A 20557-nucleotide genomic window follows, 5' to 3' on the forward strand; every position below is an offset into this window, starting at 1 on the left:
AAGCTATTATTTCCAAAAAGCTACTGTCCTCGCAAAAACCGGTATTACCAAAAAACTACTATTCTTCAAATTCATTCTTTTAAGATATATGGTTAGAAAGGTATTTAGAATTATAATCAAATTTCTATTTTCTAAATTGCAAGTCAGAGATGCATTTTTGAATCATATTTACAGACTGTGCGTAAGATTAAACTATTTAAATATATAAATGAACTCAATTCAAAAAAGATCTAAATCATAAATGGTTTACGATATAAGCAGTTTCAATTTAAGAACGTAAATCCAATAAAACAAAAAGGCTGAATAAAGAGACTAAAGCCAACAGGAAACAGTTTGATCTTTAAAAAATAGACAGCAGAAAGAGATGATAGGAAATATTGACGAGATGGCAGTCCTTACATGAAAAACAGAGGTACCGCCACCCTGCAGAAAGTAGTAAGAAATCAGGTTGCTTTGCCGTTCTGGCAGAAGTATTGAGACGGGCTACTTCCTCCGAGATCGTACTCTTTCCAGACATCACAGGTATTACAGATGCATTGCTGGTCAGGGTTAAGGTCCTGACAGGTGGCTTTGCCGGTCGAGCAGTATATTCCCGGAACATCCTCGGGGTTCGGGACTTTTTCTCCAGACATGTTCTCCATTGCTTTTTTTGAACTTCCAAGTTTATCCTGTGCACATTTGCTGTCGGCCTGGACCGGACACTGTGGGCATCTGCATTTGTTAATGTTTTCCCGTGCATAAGGGACTTCAAAGTCCGTGCCCCTTTCCCCGGGTGTTATAGAGCTTGTACCTTCAGATGAAGAATTTCTGCTTTTATTCATATTTATCCCCCGGATTAGAACTCAACTTAGTATTCCATTTCTGGTTTTAGTTTAAGGGCATAAAAGTCTTTTCAGCTACATAATAAATATACAATAGTCATTATGGAAGACTTTATGAACATGAAATTAAGCAGTTTTATCGAGGAAAAATCAAAGAAATACCTGGAAAAAAGCTGCGAAATAGAAGTTTTATATTTATAAAAATTGACATTACATTATGAGAAGAGAGGATAAGGTACGAGTGGGGATATACCTGTCATATTTTGTTTTTATAGTCGTTATAGGAACAGCCTCGTATTTTGTGAGCAATGTGCTGGATTTTGCATTATCTTTACTGGCTCTACTTCTGATGTTCTCTCCAGCACTCATACGGAAAGATTTCAGGGCAGATTTTCCAAGCCTCATTGACACTCTTATACTGGTTTACCTTTTCCTTGGGACTTACCTTGGGAGCTTTAAATCGTTCTTTGAGGAAATCTGGTGGTGGGACATATTACTGCACTTATTGATGGGAATCAACATAGCTTTAATCAGTTTTTCGATTATTTTCCGCTTGAAGGAAGCAAAAGCCCATGTTCAACTAAGCCCATTCATGATTGCATCTTTCTCATTTGCCATTTCAATGGCTGCCGGGGGAATCTGGGAAATTATTGAATATATCCTTGATACATTTTTCGGATTTGAATTGCAACAACCACACCCGGATACAATGATAGATTTGATTTTCGTATTTATAGGGGGACTTGTCGTTTCCGCAGGAGGCTACCTTTACGTAAAATATCCGAGAGCAAATATGATCGAATTAATGTTCTCAAAAGAGGAAATAGAAATCCTGAAAGAGGATCATCCAGAATTTAAAAAAGAAAAGGGACGGATGGAGCTGTGAGAATAGAACCTAAAGCTCGAAAGGATGAAGAAAAGGTATGATCAGCTATGGTTAGGTATGGTTAGGAAGGATTAGGAAGGATTAGGTATATTCCCGTACCATAGGCTTCCGACATTATAGGCTCTAAACTTCCTGATCTTCCGAACTTAGAACCGGATACCCTGCACCTATCCAGGCATTAATGCCCCCTTCCATATTATATACCTGCGAATATCCGGAGTTTACAAGGATTGTACTTGCTGAAGTGCTTCTGTGCCCTGACCTACAGTAGACAAGCACTTTTTTATTTTTGGGAACTTCATTTATCCGCGCTTCAAGCAGACTTTCCGGACTCAAATTCGATCCTGAAGCATTAGCCACTGGAATCAGGGTTGCACCTTCGATATGCGATGAATTAAACTCGGAAGGCGTACGGACATCGAGCACAAATACATCTCCTCTTTCTACCATTCTCTTTGCTTCTTCAACACTTATGTTTTCAACCTCTGCAGGGACGTTTTCAGTCCGCGGCATAAAGTTCAGTATTACTATAAAAAATACGAGAAAAAAAGCAACATATACTAATTTTTGTTTGTTCACTCGGGCACCTCCGGACTGAATTAATATAGAGCTAAGAGATCCTGGGGAAGGCTAGGAACTCTTAAACTGTCGCCAGAGAATACAAGCTTATTTGAATATAAAACAATTCCGAGTATCACAAAGTTTCCTGAAGTATTCTAAAATCTTAGCCCTGTTCTATCATCTTTAACTTTAACAACATACTTATTTGCGGGTATTTGTAAACCCGTTTTAATATATCCTTAGTAAATACTTTTTCACATGAACTAAAACACTCAAAATAGATCTGAAGCTTTCAGCAAGCCCACACGAAAAGTGAGCCTTATAATGTAAAAAAGAACATAAGAGACTCGCTTCCATTTTGGGGGTATAAAAGGCAGATTAAAACATTACTGAGGATGCAGCAAGTGAATAAATTGAGCCTGGACGAAAAAGTAGACTCTCTGATAGGGAGTGGAATCCGAATCCTGAATAAAGCGTATGCACTGGAGAAAAAACCTGTGGATATAGGACACGGTGTACTTCTCTACCCCTCGGAATTCCATGTAATTGAAATTGTTGGAAAGAACCCGACAGAAAACCTGACTTCTATAGCTTTCCACCTTGGAGTGACAAAAGGGGCAATCTCCCAGATGGTCAAAAAACTCGAGAAAAAGGGACTTGTAAAAAAGGTCCACACTCCTGCAAATAAAAAAGACATTATGCTTGAACTGACAGATTTCGGCAGGGAAGCTTTCGATTGGCATAGATCCCTTCATGAGTCAATGGAGAAAGGAATCAGGAAAGAGCTTGAGCGGATGAACGATGCTGAGATAGAGGCATTTCTTAGAGTCTACGGGCATATTGAGGGGATGTTTGACCGGTGTATGGAGAGATACGAATAAGTGGAGTTCAGGGCCAAAAACAGGAAAAAAGAACAAATTCAGCCTCATAGATGAAATTTGAAACTTCAGCCTGAAAGAAAATGTTTTGTTTAGCAGCTAAATTAAAATAGTAAGTCTATGGATAAATAGTATACATGCTATACCATATGGAATTAATAAAAGAACTTAAAAAAGTATAGTAAGGAAACAAAAAGAACTTCTAAAAAGGCAAATAAGGCCTTTGAAGCAGGGAAAACAGGTGAGTAAAATGGAATTTGAATTTGCTCCTATCTCTCCCGAAGACCGGGAGGGTGTAATTGATACTTTTAATTACTATATTGAGCATAGTTTTGCCGCTTATCCCGAAAATAAAGTGCCGTATGAATTCTTCGGCTTCTTCCTCCAGGCTATTTCAGGGTATCCAAATGCTGTTGTAAAAGACGAAAATAAAACATTACTGGGTTTTTGTATGCTCCGTCCCCATTCGCCAATGCCCACTTTTTCCGGAACAGCAGAAATCTCGTACTTTATCAGTCCCGAGTATACGGGAAAAGGAATAGGCTCCATGATGATGGAATATCTCCTTTCAGGCGCCAGGGAAAAAGGACTGCACTGTATCCTGGCAAACATTTCTTCCCTCAATGAAGGAAGCATCCGTTTCCATAGCCAGCACGGGTTCTCAGAATGCGGTAGATTCAGGGAAGCAGGGAAAAAGAATGGGAAATTCTTTGATACTGTCTGGATGCAAAAATTGCTGTAATTACCAAACTAATACTCATAAAAAATATAAAAAAAGGATAATTCGTAGATCAACTTTAACGGTTGGCGGTCAGCATCATATAGGACTTATACAGTTGAACCGAAAAACCAGCAGTATGGAATTCCAAACTGTCTACTTATAATACTCATAACAGATTGCCCCTACTCGATTTCGCTCATCAAATGTGTAAGTCCTACCAGGAGAAGGCTCAGTTTATTTACTGGAGATTAGATCCTTACTGCTCCTGTAATGATGCAGGTTCATACGAACGGGTCGTCGTTAGCTTTGTATCCAGTTATTTTGGACTTTTCATTTAATTTTTACATTCGGTTAGTATTTAGAAAAGCATTTTCCATCATCAAAGATATCCCCGAAAAGCATCCACAGGATATCAAAGGAAAAACAGTCATCAAACTTGTAACCTTTAAAGTCATATTTGTCTTTAAAGTCGCACTTGTCCTTATAGTCGCACTTGTCTTTGAAGTCGTACTTGTCCTTATAGTCACATTTGTCTTTGAAGTCGTACTGGTCCTTATAGTCGCACTTGTCCTTATAGTCGCACTTGTCCTTATAGTCACATTTATCTTTGCTATCACACGCACTTACTGACGCAGCTGTCGATGCCATTACAAAAAAGACTGCCAGCAAAATGGTCAGTGTCTTTTTTATTCTTAGCTTTACCATTTGTTTACACTCCCAGAATTTTATTCTCTTGTACAATTTAGGGTCGCTGGTTTTTCGGCCTACTTCCAGTCGGTAAATGCACTGTGTATAATACGATTTTACCAATTAGTCTTTGAAGAGTAAATCTGGTGATTAATTGGTAAATCCTGTCCTCGCCTTATGTACCAATGAAAGTAATTCCAAATTACGCCAACGAATTGTACCAACAAGAGATTATTACCAGGAAGATATAATATATGTAGAAATATAAATTAGGAATCTATATTATTTTAAGATATATAATATGTGATATACTTTTTATAAACAGGCTCTCAAAAAGTTATTTTTTTTACAATATTTTTTAATCTAAGGTGCAGTTTTGATTACAAAACTTACTTAAATTTGATAAAAATAATCCTGCAAAAGTGATATAAACACTTGCTTAAGAATAGCTTAAGAACATAGATATGAAAAGAATATTTTAACTGAATTTAATTTTGAGCCGATCCCAAAACTCATAACTACTGTCGCGACAATTTAATTATTAAACATAACATTTTGATAGTTTGTTATCGATATAAAGGGATTCATAGCTTATTAGGTGATTAATAATTAAATTTCCATGACACTACTCTTCTAAATTGCAAATTTTGAATAATTAATCGTGTTTTTGATCACGGAAAACAGTTCTGAGATCCTTTTGATTTTAGAGTAAACCTGGTTTTGGGATGAGCTCTTTATGTGATTAAAGTAATTAACATGTACAATCATATGGGGCAATTTTCGCCAAAATTAAGAGTATTATAAGGAGCTTATAATAAATTTCTGGTGAAAATTACTCTATGTGGAATGGCTATCAGGATAAGATGATTAGCTAATTAATTAATTAATTAATTAAAGGGGGACAAGTTTGGGTAGAAATGACACAGGAAAAAGTATGCGTAATCATAGTTCAGGCAGAGAAACTTCAGGTAAAAAGGCGCCGAATAAACAATTTTACTTAATTTATGCTATTATTCTGGTTATAGTTATTTTTATAGCGTACATCCTTCTACAGAAACCTGGAGAACCTCTAAGGATGGTAGCCCGATTTACAGCAACATTCGGTTATCTGACAATTTTCATTGCAATACTTAGTTCTGAATACATGGCTAAAATGAGAAAAATATTAGGGTTGCCCTTTTTGAAAGCTCACCATAATCTGGCGAGGATAGGGATTCTATTAATCCTCATTCATCCGCTAACTCTTGCCATTGAAGCGCAGGACTTCAGGATTTTTTTGCCTGTACTTTATCCGGTGGAGGTATTTCTTGCGTTAGGAGGCAGGACAGCGCTGTATCTCTTCCTGCTGGCTGCCGGCATTGCCATATACAGGAAAAAATATAGAAACTGGAAGAAGGTGCATTATCTCCATTACCTGGCTTTTTTACTTGTCACAGCACACGCCCTGCTGATAGGCAGTGACTTCAGATTAGATATTATGAGAATGCTTGCACTTGTGATGGCAGCTGCTGTAATAGGTGTATTCATACATAAGAGGTCAGGTACGAAGACGAAACCTCGGAAGAATAAAGATAATATTTAAGTTTCCAATACAAAACGTGTATTTTACTGAACTATGTGCGGAAAAAAGATATATTAGTAAAATATATTTTTCGCCCATGGTTGAATTTTCAGTTACAGTAGGCTCAACAGGAGTACTCCTGTTGCTACTGGCATTTCTTCTTAATCTCTTCAAGATCTTGATGCAGGATACAAAGACCTATGCAATACTAAACATAGTCGGTGCAGGGCTATCGTGCTATGCTTCGGTACTTATTGACTACGTGCCTTTCGTGGTTCTTGAAGGGACATGGGCGCTCGTAGCCTTTATCGGGCTTGTCAGGCTGTTTAAAGTCTCGGATGAAAATTAAAAAGGAGTAAAGTGAGAAGAAACAGCTAGTGTCATGACAACATAATTATGGGGCATTAACATTTAGATTACCCCTCATACGTAGTCTTTTTTACTAATTATGATAGCTCATAAATAAATTTCCTAGACACCAGGATTTACAGAGAATTTTACTTAAAATTATTTTTTTCCCTTTCTGAAAGCCTGCTAATTTCACTGGAAAGTCGCTGTACTTCCTGACGCAACTCCGTGATCTCTTTTGAGGATGTTTCCTTTTCTTTTCCGACAAGAAGACTGGCAAGAGCTGCAGTTATGTATCCAAAGATTGCAAAAGCGTAAACAGATAATAAAAAAGTTAATGCTCTTCCTTCAACAGTTTTTGGCCAGTAATCGCTCCCTATTGTTGTCATAATCATGGCTGTCCACCAGAAAGCATCCCCGTAAGAACTAAGCCCAGGACGCTCAAAACTATACATGCCTGCTGCCCCGATAGAAGTTATTAAAGCAGTAAGCAGAAGGACATACTCCAGGCCTCTCTGTTTCATTGCAGTCCTGACAGTCCTTATACTTCTGTTAAATGAAGAGAGAACCCGGACAAGATTAAAAGATCGGATAAAACTTGTAGCTTTAATTACTCTGAACCCACGGAATAAACTGAAAATCCTTAATGCAGGCACAAATAGAGACAGAGCAATAAGCCAGTTTCCTTTTAAATAAACCTTTTTATCAGGAGCAATATACAGCTCAATGAAAAAATCAGCTATAAATATACCCCATATAACATTACTTGCTGTTTGCAAAAGTGGTGAAAGCCCGTAGACAAAATCGAGAATAATAAGGATCAACCATAGGATTGACAATAGAATCAAAGGAAAATCAAAAAGTGAATTAATCTGGCTAAGTAACTCTACTCTTTCTTCATTCAATCGACCTTTATCCATATATTTACTCTCATCAATATGATAATCGTATTAGAGTGAGTATACTCCTATGAGTAAGAAGAATTGGTAAATATAATAAGTCTTCTCAAAGCATTTATAGGTCCTTTAATAAAGCTATTTCAGTAAAAAAGTGTCTATTTAGGAACAAAAAAGCTTTGTATACTGACTTATTTAATTTCGAAAAAATGAAGAAATTTGGAAATAATAGACTGTAAGTATTACAAGTTTACAGCTTATATATCTCCTGAGCAAACTTCTAATCAATTATCGTACTGTTTCACATATTGTTATTATCACCGGTGTTATCATCCTCCCCGTTATCACCGACGGTACCGAGATCTTCGCCTTCATCGACGGTACCAACATCTTCATCGTCACCGGCAGTATCATCATCTTCGTCGTCACCGACCATGTCATCGGTCATATTTCCAGTCATGTTATCGGTCATATTTCCAGTCATGTTATCGGTCACATTTCCGGTCATGTTGTCCATCATGTCCTCGGTTACGTTCATGAAATTGAGGATTTCAAGACCTTCTAGCTGAGGTTCGTCAAACGCTACATGAATGAAAGGCTGTTCCTCACCGTCTGGAAGAGTGTAATTGGTAGGTACTGGCTCTTCAACCATTGTCCCGTTGTCAGCCATGATCTTCTCAGGCATCACGAGATGTACCTGTATGCCCTGGTGAGGTAATTCGTTATCAAAGAGCAGCCTGTAACCTTCTTCATCCGAGCTTCTGACACGTTCGGTTGCCATAGCGTGTATGACCCTGTCATCGCTGACAAGAGTGCCGTTTATGTAAAGTTCTCCTACACCCCAGACAGCTCCGTATGCATAAGAGGTTGGCTCCAGGCGTGTATCTATTGATGACCTTCCGTGAGCGATTCCGTCAATTACCACACCACCAAGAACCGGGTGGAACTGCCCAACGTTAGTGACATTTGTCAGGACTACGCGGTATTCGATTTCACCCGAAGGATCAGTAAAGTTGAATTCAGCTTCAGCTGTATCCTCGGATTCATTGACATCCACAGGAGTCCGATCTGTCAAATCCATAGTGAAGGAACCGTTGATACTCGAGAAATTATCGGAATAAGGTGTATCTTCTATTGTTGAATTAAACTCGGTCTCATCATCATTTACTGACCTGTTTTCGATAGGGACACCAATTTCTTCTTCAAAGCCCAGTGGCATTTCCGGAGTTCCAAAGATTACCGGATCGAGCCTCCGCGGACCTGGTAAAATCCATTTGACATCCCCACCGGATTCCTGTCTTACATTAACTTCTTTATTTGTAAGCGTACTAACGTTTCCGTCCGTGCTCAAATCTCCCTCTTCAGATACATTGTTCTCTTCAGTTTGGGCCTGTGTTGATCCAAGAGAAAAAGCCAGGCACATAACCAGCAGAGAAACTATCAATTTCATTTTCATTCTATACCCCCCGTATGCAAAAATTCGGCCACTTGTGCCGACTGCATTATATAATACCCAATTAAATAAAATTTATTTTAATATAAAACAATTTAATAATAAATAGGGAATTTATAAATACTTAATCTCTATTTAACTATGCTGAGGGTTAATCATCTTTTCAGAATCAGTAGGCACTTTGAAAATAATATTTGTTATAATTTATTAAGTTCATACAGGAATGACTCATAGCTTGCCCAGAAACTTCTTAAAACAATATATTTCAAGAAAATTGTTCAAATCGGAGATTTACATTTAACTTTCAGTATTTAACTTTCAGTATTACAGTAATAGTAGAATCAAGCTGGATTAAAAAACTGACTTTAGATATTAAGAAAACATTAGTAAGAGAAGAAGATGCAAGAATAGTTAAAAAAGAGTAAAGAACAGCAAACTGTAAAACTACAAGCTTGCAGTCTCTACTTTTAAACTGACTCAGTAATCAACATTTTGATTACTTATCCCTTTGTTTCTACTTTATTACGCGAACATTTTACCGATCAATGATCACACTATATCTTCGGTCATATTATCCGCATCTTCGGTCATATCATCCGTATCTTCGGTCATATCATCCGTATCTTCGGTCATATCATCCGTATCTTCGGTCATATCATCCGTATCTTCTGTTATTGTATCCATATCTTCTGTCATGTTACCCATTTCTTCGATTATAGTCGTGCTTTGAGTTATATCACAGGTAACGTTCTTGGTCACGATTCTAATCATATCATCTATGCTTCTGACTATGACTATTTTTCCGGTTACGTTATCCATGCCTTCATCCATGTCTTCATCCGTTCCGGTTATGTTATCCATGGTCCCGATAATAGCCGTATTTCCGTCCATCGCGATCAGATCATCTATGTCTTCATCTTCCATTTCGGCCATATCATCCATATTTCTGATTACAACCATCTTTCCGGTAAGATCGCATGTCATGGGTTCAGTCATATTATCCGTATCTTCGTCCATTTCGGTCATATTGGACAGTGCTTCAGCAACTTCGTCAATGTCACCCATATTTCTGATTACAACCATTTTTCGGGTCATATCGCCTGTTACGGTTCCGGTCATATTTCCGGTCATGAGCACAGTCATATTATCCATGTCTTCAGTCATGTTATTCATGCCGGTGGCATTATCCATGTCTTCGACCGTGTTGAATGTGATCGTTCCGGTCATATTTCCAGTCTTGAGTATGATCATATTTTCGATGACATTATTCATGTCTTCGGTAACGTTCATATCTTCGGTTATGTTATTCGTTCTTCCGAAAATAACCACGTTTCCGGGGATATCATCCGCACTTCCGATCATAACCGCTTTTTCGGTCATATTGCCCAGGTCTCTGATTAAAATTATTTTCCCGGTCACATCAGACGTCATGTCCTCGGTAACGTTATTCATGCCATCAGTAACGTTATTCGTATCATCGGTGACATTATTCATATCATCGGTGGCGTTATCCGTTTCTTCGACTATAACTGCATTTCCGGTTATATTACATGTGATATTTTCAGTAATATTTCCTTTCATGATCACATCTATGTCTTCCATATTTCCGAGCATATTAGTTTGTGCTTGCACGGATACGATAGACAAGGTCAGGCACAGTGCTAGCAGAGAAACTATCAATTTCACTTTCATACATTACCCCCGTATACGAGTTCGACCTTCAGGCCGACTATATTTATAAAACCCAATTAAATAAAAGTTGGTTTAATATTAACCAGTTAAATAATAAAGGCGGAATTTATAAATACTTAATCTCTTTTTAAGTATACCGAGGGTTAATTCAGTTTCAAGAGCTATGAAATGTTCTGAAAGCTTCATTGACTATTAAACAATGGCACTATTCACGACATAAGTTTTACATAAGGAGCTTAATAAGAAATTAGATAAACCAACCTTCTTACAAATAGAAATCCAAAAGAGACATAGAGAACTTAAAAAGAAAAATAGAGAATTTATATTAAGTAATCTTTAATCCAGCTCTTTACTTCCTTATAGACTTCATCCGAGACTTCACTTAAACTGTGCCCTGCCCCTTCGTATATTGTAAGCTTCTTTGGTTCATGTGCCAGAGAATATGCATATACCGAGCTTCCTGAAGGCAGTGTTTTATCCTCATCTCCGTGGATCAGGAGTACTGAAACCCCTTCTGCAAGATTAGAGATCGGGCTAACTCCTAAACTCTGAGTGGAAAGGGTAACTATTGTTTTCACCGCATTTTCATTATGTGCAGCCTGAACAACGACAGCCCCTCCAAATGAGTGTCCTATCAGGCCAAGTTCAGTAACGCCTTCGTCTTTTATGAAATCAATTCCTACCAGCACATCCATTGTGGCTTCTGCCAGATCAGTAGGATACCTGAAACTGACTCTTAGCGAACTTATTCCGGACTCCAGCAAATCCATACATAAACGAGGATACAGGTCGTCCGCAGGAGTATCAAAGCCCCCTCCAATTCCTCCAACCATAATTACTGCCTTATTCGTATCCTCAGCAGTGTAATAACGGCATTCAACCCTTCCACGGCTTGTTTCGATTGTGACGAGTTCAAATCCATCTCCGGGCTCTTTATTTATACCAAGAATACTGGCTTCCAGTACTTCATCCCCGAATTCTGTTCTCTTTTTCCCATCCATAAACCTATCTAAAACTCCGGCTTATTAGGCATTTACGGATAGCACTAAATTATTCATTAACAGATTGTGGAACAGGCTTTAAAAAACAAAATAAGAAAGCGATTTCTAAAGCCATATATTGATAATCAAATTAAAAAGGAGATTTAAAAAGGAGATTTAAAAAGGAGATTTAAAAAGGAGATTTAAAAAGGAGATTTAAAAAGGAATTTGAAAGAGATATAAAGATAACTGAAAGAAAAAGTGGAGCCTTCTTTCAAACGGAAAAGAAAAGAAAAGGAAAATATTCCTGAATGCAGCCTTCAAGGAATAACTTTAATTAAAAATATGGCAAATGGAAAGTGATTTTACTGACAATTACCGGAGTAATTTTATGGAAGATCTCAAAAATTTTTTTAAAAAAGATAAATTCGCTGCACATACAGGAATAGAATTGCTGGAAGTTTCCCCAGGATATGCAAAAGCCATGATGGAGATAGAAGAAAAACACCTGAACGCGTTAAAAGCAGTGCAGGGTGGGGCATTATTTACTCTTGCAGACCTTGCTTTTGCAGCAGCATCAAATGCATACGGGATTGCTGCAGTTGGGATCAATTCAAATATTTCTTTTGTAAAAGCTGCAACAAAAGGGACTTTAACAGCCGAAGCAAAGGAAACTTCAATAAACCCTAAAATCGCCACATATACTGTGAATATCACTGACGACGAAGGAGATCTCGTGGCAATATTTCAGGGAATGGTCTATAGAAAAAAGTTTACGCTTGACTTTTCGGATGTTTAAGTTTCAGAAATCAGAAATTCTGTTGTAAGCAACAAAAAAATACTACTAAAATAAAAATGTCAATTAAAGTTAAAATTGTTATTTTTTATACAGTAAAAGTTTTAAAAACTCAGGATGCGACTGCCGGGATTCGAACCCGGGTTCTAAGCTTGGGAAGCTCAGGTCATAGCCACTAAACCACAGTCGCAGACTGTCTTAAAGAACTGCTGTGTACTCTTCTCATGCATCTTTTAGATATTAAATGTTTCGGTAAAAGGAGAGAGATGCCGAAGAGTACTGGTTTATCCTTTACTGGAAATGAATATCTATTTCTTAAACTTGAGGGTGCAAAGCGATAAAGACCGGGGCAGGGAATAGTTATTGTAGAAATTTCAAACCGCTTATTCGGAGAGGGGTCAATGGCGCGGTTTAAAGAGCTTGCAGAGCTTTTTGAGGAGCTTGAAAAGATCACGTCCCATAAGGAAATCGTAAGGAAACTTGCTGGTTTTTTTGAGGGGCTCAAAGGAGATGAGGTAAGGGATAGTGCGTATCTGTTTCTTGGGAGCATAGGACCTGCCTTTGAGAACACAACATTAGGAATTAAGGACAGGCTTGCCATAAGAGCCATCGCAGGGGCTTATGGAGTTCCCGAAGAAGAGGTCATAAGAAAGTATGCAAGGGAAGGAGACCTTGGAGATGTGGCTTTTGTGCTCAGCGCAAAAAGAGAAGCATCCCTGACTATTGAAGATGTTTTTGAAAGGCTGAGACAGATAAAAGAAGCCTCAGGGAAAGGAAGCCAGGAGGAAAAGACCGGGCTTCTTTCCGATATCTTGCAGAAAGCCACGCCTGAAGAAGGGAAATATATTGTGAGGCTCGTACTGGGGAGGCTCAGGCTCGGATTTGGAGACCAATTTTTGCTCGAAGCTTTCTCCATCGCCTTCACAGGAGATAAAAAACACGCAGGAAAAATAAAAGAAAGCTACAGTGTCTGTACGGATATAGGGGAACTGGCAAAAACCCTTGCAGAGCACGGAGCCAGGACTCCAGGGAATTTTTCCATAAAGCCGGGAAGGCCTGTAAAATCAATGCTTTCCCAGCGTGTTGAAAACTTTGAAGAGCTTGAAAAAAGGGTTCAGGGCAAAAAAGCAGCCGAAGAGAAATATGACGGAGAAAGGATACAGGTCCACAAAGATGGAGACTGGATTAAAGCGTTTTCCCGGAGGCTTGAGGACATCACTGCCCAGTATCCGGATATTATCGAAGCAGTTAAAAAAAGTGTCACTGTGGATAAAATTGTGCTTGATGGGGAAATAGTTGCATACGCTGAACTGGAGAAAGACGGTAATCGGATAGAAAAATTTTATCCGTTTCAAAGGCTTATGCAGAGGCGCAGAAAATACGAGATTGAAAAGTACAGGGAAAAATGTCCTGTTGCGGTTTTCTTTTTTGATATCCTTTACCTCAACGGAGAGTCCCTTCTAAAGAAACCCTATCCTGAAAGAAGAGCTTTGCTTGAGATGCATGTTGCTGTTCAGGGAATAGTTCATCTGGCCAGGAGAACCATTACAGAAAACATTGAGGAAATTGAAGACTTTTTTAACGAAACCGTCGAGAAAGGACTTGAAGGGATCGTAGTCAAATCCATGAGTAGCAACTCTGTTTACGAAGCCGGAAAAAGGAGCTGGTTCTGGTTCAAATGGAAACAGGAATACTCAGAAGGAATGAGAGAGACCTTTGATCTCGTGGTTGTAGGGAGCTATTACGGAAGGGGGAGGAGAAGAGGGTCCTTTGGGGCGCTTCTCTGTGCGGTCCTGAATAAAGAGGAACAGCGGTTCGAAACTTTAACAAAAGTAGGTACTGGTTTTACTGAAGCGGATGCAGAAGAAATCAATAGTTTGCTTTCAGCCCATATTGCGAGTGAAGCTCCAAAGAATGTCTCCATAAAAAAAGGGATGCTTCCTGACATTTTCATAGAACCGACAATTGTTATTGAAGTCCTTGGCTCGGAGATCACAAACAGTCCCGGGCATACGGCAGGGGAAGGAAAAGAAGAAACAGGACTCGCGCTACGTTTTCCCCGTTTTTTGCGCATAAGGTATGACAGAGGCCCCTATGATGCCACGACGGTTAAGGAAATAAGGGACTTGAAGGACGGAACTTGAAAGCTGGCAGGATAATAGAAAGAAAAGTTGGTAATAAAACCGGCTGAGAAAGGAGGAGAAAAGGAAATCTGTTAACAGGACAGGTTGAGAAAGAGGAGAAAAAGAAAAATGAAGTACAAGAAAAGAGAAAAAAGTATAAGCAAAAAATCTTGACGAGAGGGAAGGAAAAAACACTGAAAAGGGAGTTGGGGGGCCGTTGCGAAACCGTGAGATTGCCGAATTGTTATATGAAACTGCTGATATTATGGAGTTCCAGCAGATTGAATGGAAACCGCGAGCCTACAGGCGGGCAGCTCAGAATATAGAAAACTTTGGTGAGGATATTGAGAAGGTCTATGAGAGAGAAGGGAAAGAGGGGCTGACAGGGATTCCGGGAGTAGGCGAATCTATTGCTGACCATATAGCCGAATACCTGGAAACCGGAAAGGTGGAAAAATTTGAAAAACTGAAAGTGAAAGCTCCTTCAGGCACTGCCGAGCTGATGGAGATCAGAGGGCTTGGAGCAAAAAAGATGAAAAGGCTTGCTGATGCGCTTGAGATAAAAACCATGTCAGACCTGAAAAATGCAGTTAATGCGCACAGGATCAGGAAGCTTGAAGGCTTCGGGGAAAAAAGCGAAGAAAATATCGCACGAGCAATTGAAAATTACGAAAAAAGCCACTCCAGAATAGCACTTGGAAAGGCACTCCCACTTGCCGAAGAAATCATATCTGCCCTGAGAACCGAACTCCAGACTAGAACTCCTAATATTGACCTTTCGAAGATAATCTATACAGGCTCTCTGCGCAGGCTGAAAGAGACTATAGGAGATATTGATATCCTCGCAGAAGCGGAAGATGAAGAGGCAGGGAAGATAATGAACGCTTTTGTTTCTCTTCCTGCAACAGGACAGGTTGTCTCAAAAGGGAGGACTAGAAGCAGCGTGATTCTTAAAGAAGGCCTTGGCATTGACCTGAGAGTAGTCCCTCCTGAAAGTTATGGGGCAGCTCTACAGTATTTCACGGGCTCAAAGGAACACAACATACAACTCAGGAATATCGCCCTCAAAGAAGGTTACAAGCTTTCCGAATACGGGCTATATTCAAAAGGTTCGGGAGAACAGGTTGCAGGCAAAAGTGAAGAAGAAATCTACAGGAAGATTGGGCTTGAGTACATTGCGCCTGAGCTCCGGGAAAACAGAGGGGAAATTAAAGCTGCGGCAAAAAATGCCCTTCCCAAACTTGTGGATGCGGGAGATCTCAGAGGAGATTTCCATATGCATACAAACTACAGTGAAGGGAGGGAAAGCCTTGAGGTTATGATAGAAAAAGCCGAAGCTATGGGGTACGAGTATATTGCTGTCACAGACCATTCACGCTCCCAGAGAATTGCAAACGGGATGGAAATCGAAACTCTGAAAACACAGTGGAAAGAAATAAAAGAATTGTCAAAGCGCTTCAGAATAAAAATCCTCAGAGGCTCAGAGGTTGAGATCCTTAAAGACGGAAGCCTTGACTATCCTGATGAAATCCTTAAGGAGCTTGATATCGTAGTCGGAGCTGTACACTCAGGTTTTTCCGCTTCAGAAAGAGAAATGACAGGAAGAATTGTAGCTTCCCTGGAAAATAAGCACCTTGACATACTTGCCCACCCATCAGGCAGGCTACTTGGGAAAAGGGCGGCTTATGCTGTTAATTTCGGAAAGGTTTTTGAGGCGGCAATGGCAGGCGGGAAAGTTATGGAGATTAACTGCCAACCCCCAAGGTTGGACCTTAACGATGAGCTTATCCTGAGGGCAAAAGACCATGGCCTGAAATTCTGTATTTCGACGGACAGCCATTCCATACCGGATCTTTCTTCCACGCGCTACGGGCTCGGGCAGGCAAGAAGGGGCTGGCTTGAAAAAGAAGACGTTGTGAATACCTACCCATACTCGAGGCTTAAAGAAGTTTTCAAAAAGCTCAGGGATTGAAAAAATCCTGTATTGATAGGGATAATCCAAAAATAGCTGGCTTATCTGAAACTGGCGTTAAATAACAGAGATTTGATATCTTTTAAAACAAAGCTCTATTTCTGTAATCAATATTTTTTATCCCAGGCCTCGGATAGTGGAAAAACTAATAAAGGAATAGAAGTTCAAATTGATATAAAATCGATTAAACAAAAGGCAAAAGGTTACGATAATGGTTTCAAAGGACCTCCCCTTCACCAGAGAAGATATCCAAAAAATAATGGAGAAATACTCCACCCCATTTCATATTTACGATGAGAAAGCCATTAGGGAAAACGCCAGAAGAATGAAATCCGCCTTTAAAGATGTTCCCGGCTTCAAGGAGTTTTTTGCCGTAAAAGCTCTTCCTAACCCTTTTATCCTTAAGATCCTCAAAGAGGAAGGTTTCGGGGCAGACTGCAGTTCCCTGCCGGAACTGATCCTTGCTGAAAAAGCAGGAATGGCCGGCGATGATATTATGTTTAGTTCCAATGATACGCCGACTGAGGAATTTGTAAAAGCAAAGGAACTTGGCGGCTTTATCAACCTTGATGACATTACCCATATCTCTTACCTGGAAAAACATGCAGGGCTCCCGGAAATCGTTTGCTTCAGGTATAATCCTGGCCCCCTGAAAGAAGGAAATGCTATAATAGGAAAACCCGAAGAGGCAAAGTACGGTTTCACCAGAGAGCAGCTTTTTGAAGGGTACAGAGTCCTCAGAGATAAGGGGGTCAAGCGCTTCGGGTTGCACACAATGGTAGCCTCAAACGAACTCAACCCGGATTATTTCGTTGAAACTGCAAAGATCCTTTTCGAACTAATCGTGGAAATCTCAAAGGAACTCGGTGTCCGGTTCGAGTTCGTAAACCTCGGCGGAGGAATAGGCATCCCCTACAGACCCGAGCAGGAGCCAGTCTCCTTAGATGCCGTGGCAAAAGGCGTAAAAGAAGCCTACGATGTCACCATCACAGCTAACGGGCTTGCTCCTATCAAGGTTTATCTTGAATGCGGCAGGGTTATCACAGGCCCCTATGGCTATCTCGTCTCACAGGTCAGGCACCTCAAAAGTACATACAAAGACTACGTGGGTCTGGACTCTTGCATGGCAAACCTCATGCGTCCCGGGATATACGGAGCCTATCATCACATAACCGTACTCGGAAAAGAAACGGAAGCCCCTGTCCGCAAATATGATGTTACTGGTTCTCTCTGCGAAAATAATGATAAATTTGCAATTGATAGGATGCTCCCTGAAGTAGAAATAGAAGATATCCTGGCAATTCACGATGCAGGCGCGCACGGGCATGCGATGGGTTTCAATTATAATGGAAAACTTCGCTCTGCCGAACTCCTGCTGAGAGAAGATGGAAGCGTCATACAGATCCGAAGGGCAGAGACGATTGAAGACTACTTTGCAACCCTGGATTTCGAGCGGTTGAAAAGTTTCGGGTGAATGACCCATCAGCAAATAATAAGTAAAAATAAAGAGAAGTAAAAAATAGCAAGATGCGGAAGTAATCTCGATTTTTCAAAATCCGCCTTTTTCTTTATTTCATTTTACTTAATAGAATACTTCGGAATCCCAATTTCCTGGAATTTCAATTTTTACTCAAGGTTTTTTGTAGATTCCCGATCTAATGTTCAAACATCTCATTGCAGCTATCAAAACCGCAGGCTCCACAATCCAGACTCTTCAAGAATAGAACTTTGGACTCCGGAGTGAAAGAACTGATGATGGTAGAATTGAGATAGCCCTGTAATGCGAACATTGCCTCCGGATCCATATTCCGATAGCTGTAGAACTGAGAACAAAATGTGAAAAATTCTGGGAATTATCTACGTTAGATATTGATGCCTAACTGCCTTGCTTTAGCTTGTGGGTCTGGAATGATTCACTAGAAAAGATCTCACTCTTACTCATGAAATTTATACCTCGGACCTATTTGCAGGCTTTTTAGTAGCAGTATGCATCCCTGTTCCTGGTCTTCTTTCTAAAATTTAAGAAAATTACGTCTGAAGAAGCCACTGAATCCTTCTACACTAAAGCTGAATTGAATTTGGTTTAAAGAAGAATTTTATATATAAGCATAACGATATGTTTTTATATTATAAAGGAATAAAATAGAGAGACAAGCCTATAATAAGGATTGCTCCAGAAATCTCAGTTTGGTAAAATTAAAAAACTCCGGGTTTTGAAACTGCTCCATACTCGGAATTTTACTTCTGCATAAGTACATACTCCCTGGTGACTTCAATGAAACTTGTACTGGACGAAGAAGAGATTTGGACCCTCGAATGCATAAAAGAAGCTCATGTAGACCGGGGGTTCCACATTCGTGATGTTATCAAAAAGGCGAAATCAGGGTATGGGATATCCAGATCAACAGTTTACGAAATAGTGGGCTACCTTGAGTTCCATGGCCTGATAAAAACGAATAAATCCGGTAGTAGAGAACTGGATCAAAATGTCCCCTATTTTATAATATGTCCTGGATGCGGGAAAGAAATTCTGGGAAACGAATTAGTCAAAGAAAACGGCCAAGCAATATGTGAAGATTGTTATCTGGAAGAACATCAAAAAATTAAGTTTGCAGACCCCATGGCTGTGCGATCAATGAAACTCTTCAGAAAGCAGCGTGGGCTTGTAGGGAAAGAAGGACTTACACAATTGCAAAAAGAAATCTGTGATTTCATCCTGGAAGAAGGCGGGGTTACACCTGAAAAAATATCAAAGCTTTTTGGACTTACCATGCAGGAAACGATGAATCAGCTTGCAATACTAAGACATTGTGAGCTGGTGAAGGGACGGAAACTTGGGGATGAAACATACATTGTATCGTTTGATTCTTAACTTTTCATTAAGCAAGTTAGTGATTGAATAAATCGATATGTTTAAAGAGTATTCTGGCCAGGCAAATGCCGGGAATAATGAATGCTCCTGGAAAAGTGACAGAATATGGACTCAAATGAAAATGAAAGAAGAAAAAAAGACTGGCTCGAGAAACTGGAACGTGAAGGTAAGCTGACTAAAAATCCGACCGAAAGTCACAAATTCGGGCTTAAGGTACTTCAGAATACTGTGAGAAGAGAAATCCTAGTTTCCCTTGGGAATGAAAGAAAATCCTTTGAGGAAATAAAAGAGAAATTCAACCTGAATGACCACATGGCAAATTTTCACCTCAATATGCTGGAAGATGCCCTTTATATCGAAAAAAAGGAAGAGGAAGGAAAAATGTTCTATTTCCCAACCCTGCTAGGAGAAGGCTATCTGGAAAATGTAGAAATGAAAAAATAAAGCTCCAACTCACTTTCTGCAGATGTACATAGAGATGTAATCTATTAGCTCAATATGGCCGTGGCTCAAAAAATCTCATTCTACTTTTAATGTGTGATAATAGACAAATTTTGAAAAAAGAGATGAAGGTGAATTATGAAAGTAATAGCAATAAACGGAAGTCCCAGAAGGAAGTGGAATACTGCAACTATGCTTGAAAAAGCTCTTGAAGGTGCAGCCTCAGAGGGTGCAGAGACAGAAATAATCCATCTTTATGATCTCAATTTTAAGGGTTGTACAAGTTGTTTTGCCTGTAAGGTAGTAGATGGAAAAAGTTATGGAAAATGTGCGATGAATGATGAGCTAACATCTGTGCTGGAGGAGCTGAAAGATGCTGATGCAGTAATACTTGGATCACCTATCTATTTTAGTAATTGTACAGGCGAAATGAGGTCATTCATGGAGCGTTATATGTTTCCGTTTATGGCCTACTCTCCCGATCCAAAATCGTTATATCCGAAGAACATTCCTGTCGGTCACATTTATACTATGAATATCAAGGAGGAACATTCCGAAGTTTTTGGCATTAATAAGCTCATTGAATTGAACGACATGCTTGCATCAAGAATCTGTGGATATTCTGAATCACTTTGCAGTACTGATACCTATCAGTTCGATGATTACTCTAAGTATGTCGCTGATAATTATTACGCTGAAGAGAAGGCAAAAAGGCGAGAAGAAGTTTTTCCTCAAGACTGTGAGAGAGCCTTTGAGATGGGAATCAGGTTCGTAAGGAGACAGAAATCTCTAGAAGGGCAGAAATAAAACCATATTGAGATTTACGCGGTTGTCTGCATTTCAGGCAACTTTTGAATTTTGGAATTTTT

19 protein-coding genes and 1 tRNA gene are annotated in these 20557 nt (G+C 39.5%); 12 read left to right on the top strand and 8 right to left on the bottom strand.

Annotation, left to right across the window (positions count from 1 at the left end; genetic code table 11):
- Positions 1–443: 443 nt before the first annotated feature.
- On the bottom strand, positions 444–821 hold the full coding sequence (locus ACZ5A8_RS18310) for a DUF2769 domain-containing protein (RefSeq protein ID WP_464530777.1): 378 nt from the start codon (positions 819–821) through the stop codon (positions 444–446).
- Between the two features lie 217 nt (positions 822–1038).
- On the opposite strand from ACZ5A8_RS18310, the gene ACZ5A8_RS18315 reads away from it, so the two are divergent.
- The gene (locus tag ACZ5A8_RS18315; protein WP_464530778.1) at positions 1039–1707 is read left to right on the top strand and encodes a DUF2238 domain-containing protein; all 669 of its coding nucleotides are present in this window, start codon (positions 1039–1041) and stop codon (positions 1705–1707) included.
- A 123-nt stretch (positions 1708–1830) separates the two neighbouring features.
- Here the strand turns inward: ACZ5A8_RS18315 and ACZ5A8_RS18320 are convergent, their stop codons facing one another.
- Positions 1831–2286 carry a rhodanese-like domain-containing protein gene (locus tag ACZ5A8_RS18320; protein WP_464530780.1) on the bottom strand — a complete coding sequence of 152 codons (456 nt, stop codon included), beginning with the start codon at positions 2284–2286 and terminating at the stop codon, positions 1831–1833.
- A gap of 386 nt (positions 2287–2672) precedes the next feature.
- On the opposite strand from ACZ5A8_RS18320, the gene ACZ5A8_RS18325 reads away from it, so the two are divergent.
- Positions 2673–3149 carry a MarR family winged helix-turn-helix transcriptional regulator gene (locus ACZ5A8_RS18325; RefSeq protein WP_464530781.1) on the top strand — a complete coding sequence of 159 codons (477 nt, stop codon included), beginning with the start codon at positions 2673–2675 and terminating at the stop codon, positions 3147–3149.
- Positions 3150–3396: 247 nt separating this feature from the next.
- A complete protein-coding gene (locus ACZ5A8_RS18330) occupies positions 3397–3888 on the top strand; it encodes an N-acetyltransferase family protein (protein ID WP_464534202.1) in 492 nt (163 codons plus the stop codon).
- A 330-nt stretch (positions 3889–4218) separates the two neighbouring features.
- Here the strand turns inward: ACZ5A8_RS18330 and ACZ5A8_RS18335 are convergent, their stop codons facing one another.
- Positions 4219–4572, bottom strand: a complete 354-nt coding sequence (locus tag ACZ5A8_RS18335; protein ID WP_464530783.1) for a hypothetical protein — start codon at positions 4570–4572, stop codon at positions 4219–4221.
- Positions 4573–5461: 889 nt separating this feature from the next.
- Here ACZ5A8_RS18335 and ACZ5A8_RS18340 point away from each other — a divergent pair.
- Positions 5462–6136: a ferric reductase-like transmembrane domain-containing protein gene (locus ACZ5A8_RS18340; protein ID WP_464530784.1), complete on the top strand. Its 675-nt coding sequence runs from the start codon at positions 5462–5464 to the stop codon at positions 6134–6136.
- Between the two features lie 76 nt (positions 6137–6212).
- The gene (locus ACZ5A8_RS18345) at positions 6213–6464 is read left to right on the top strand and encodes a CBU_0592 family membrane protein (RefSeq protein ID WP_464530785.1); all 252 of its coding nucleotides are present in this window, start codon (positions 6213–6215) and stop codon (positions 6462–6464) included.
- Between the two features lie 148 nt (positions 6465–6612).
- Here ACZ5A8_RS18345 and ACZ5A8_RS18350 read toward each other — a convergent pair whose 3' ends face one another.
- From ACZ5A8_RS18350 to ACZ5A8_RS18365, 4 genes are all read right to left on the bottom strand, one after another.
- Positions 6613–7383 carry a potassium channel family protein gene (locus ACZ5A8_RS18350; RefSeq protein ID WP_464530787.1) on the bottom strand — a complete coding sequence of 257 codons (771 nt, stop codon included), beginning with the start codon at positions 7381–7383 and terminating at the stop codon, positions 6613–6615.
- Positions 7384–7660: 277 nt separating this feature from the next.
- Positions 7661–8815 (bottom strand): hypothetical protein, encoded by a 1155-nt coding sequence (locus tag ACZ5A8_RS18355; protein ID WP_464530788.1) that lies wholly within the window; start codon positions 8813–8815, stop codon positions 7661–7663.
- Between the two features lie 546 nt (positions 8816–9361).
- A complete protein-coding gene (locus ACZ5A8_RS18360; protein WP_464530790.1) occupies positions 9362–10504 on the bottom strand; it encodes a hypothetical protein in 1143 nt (380 codons plus the stop codon).
- Positions 10505–10824: 320 nt separating this feature from the next.
- On the bottom strand, positions 10825–11505 hold the full coding sequence (locus tag ACZ5A8_RS18365; protein WP_464530792.1) for an alpha/beta hydrolase: 681 nt from the start codon (positions 11503–11505) through the stop codon (positions 10825–10827).
- 370 nt (positions 11506–11875) lie between these two features.
- On the opposite strand from ACZ5A8_RS18365, the gene ACZ5A8_RS18370 reads away from it, so the two are divergent.
- Positions 11876–12283 carry a PaaI family thioesterase gene (locus ACZ5A8_RS18370; protein WP_464530793.1) on the top strand — a complete coding sequence of 136 codons (408 nt, stop codon included), beginning with the start codon at positions 11876–11878 and terminating at the stop codon, positions 12281–12283.
- Between the two features lie 115 nt (positions 12284–12398).
- Here the strand turns inward: ACZ5A8_RS18370 and ACZ5A8_RS18375 are convergent.
- Positions 12399–12470: transfer RNA gene (locus ACZ5A8_RS18375), tRNA-Gly, on the bottom strand.
- A 211-nt stretch (positions 12471–12681) separates the two neighbouring features.
- Between ACZ5A8_RS18375 and ACZ5A8_RS18380 the strand changes: the two genes are divergently transcribed.
- From ACZ5A8_RS18380 to ACZ5A8_RS18405, 6 genes are all read left to right on the top strand, one after another.
- The gene (locus tag ACZ5A8_RS18380) at positions 12682–14424 is read left to right on the top strand and encodes an ATP-dependent DNA ligase (protein ID WP_464530794.1); all 1743 of its coding nucleotides are present in this window, start codon (positions 12682–12684) and stop codon (positions 14422–14424) included.
- Between the two features lie 196 nt (positions 14425–14620).
- Positions 14621–16375 carry a DNA polymerase/3'-5' exonuclease PolX gene (gene polX / locus ACZ5A8_RS18385; protein ID WP_464530796.1) on the top strand — a complete coding sequence of 585 codons (1755 nt, stop codon included), beginning with the start codon at positions 14621–14623 and terminating at the stop codon, positions 16373–16375.
- Positions 16376–16586: 211 nt separating this feature from the next.
- Positions 16587–17849, top strand: a complete 1263-nt coding sequence (locus tag ACZ5A8_RS18390; protein WP_464530797.1) for a diaminopimelate decarboxylase family protein — start codon at positions 16587–16589, stop codon at positions 17847–17849.
- Positions 17850–18650: 801 nt separating this feature from the next.
- On the top strand, positions 18651–19247 hold the full coding sequence (locus ACZ5A8_RS18395) for a hypothetical protein (protein ID WP_464530799.1): 597 nt from the start codon (positions 18651–18653) through the stop codon (positions 19245–19247).
- A gap of 105 nt (positions 19248–19352) precedes the next feature.
- Positions 19353–19691: a winged helix-turn-helix domain-containing protein gene (locus tag ACZ5A8_RS18400; RefSeq protein WP_464530800.1), complete on the top strand. Its 339-nt coding sequence runs from the start codon at positions 19353–19355 to the stop codon at positions 19689–19691.
- Between the two features lie 135 nt (positions 19692–19826).
- Positions 19827–20495: a flavodoxin family protein gene (locus tag ACZ5A8_RS18405; RefSeq protein WP_464530802.1), complete on the top strand. Its 669-nt coding sequence runs from the start codon at positions 19827–19829 to the stop codon at positions 20493–20495.
- Positions 20496–20557: the final 62 nt, after the last annotated feature.

This window comes from Methanosarcina subterranea (assembly GCF_055385895.1).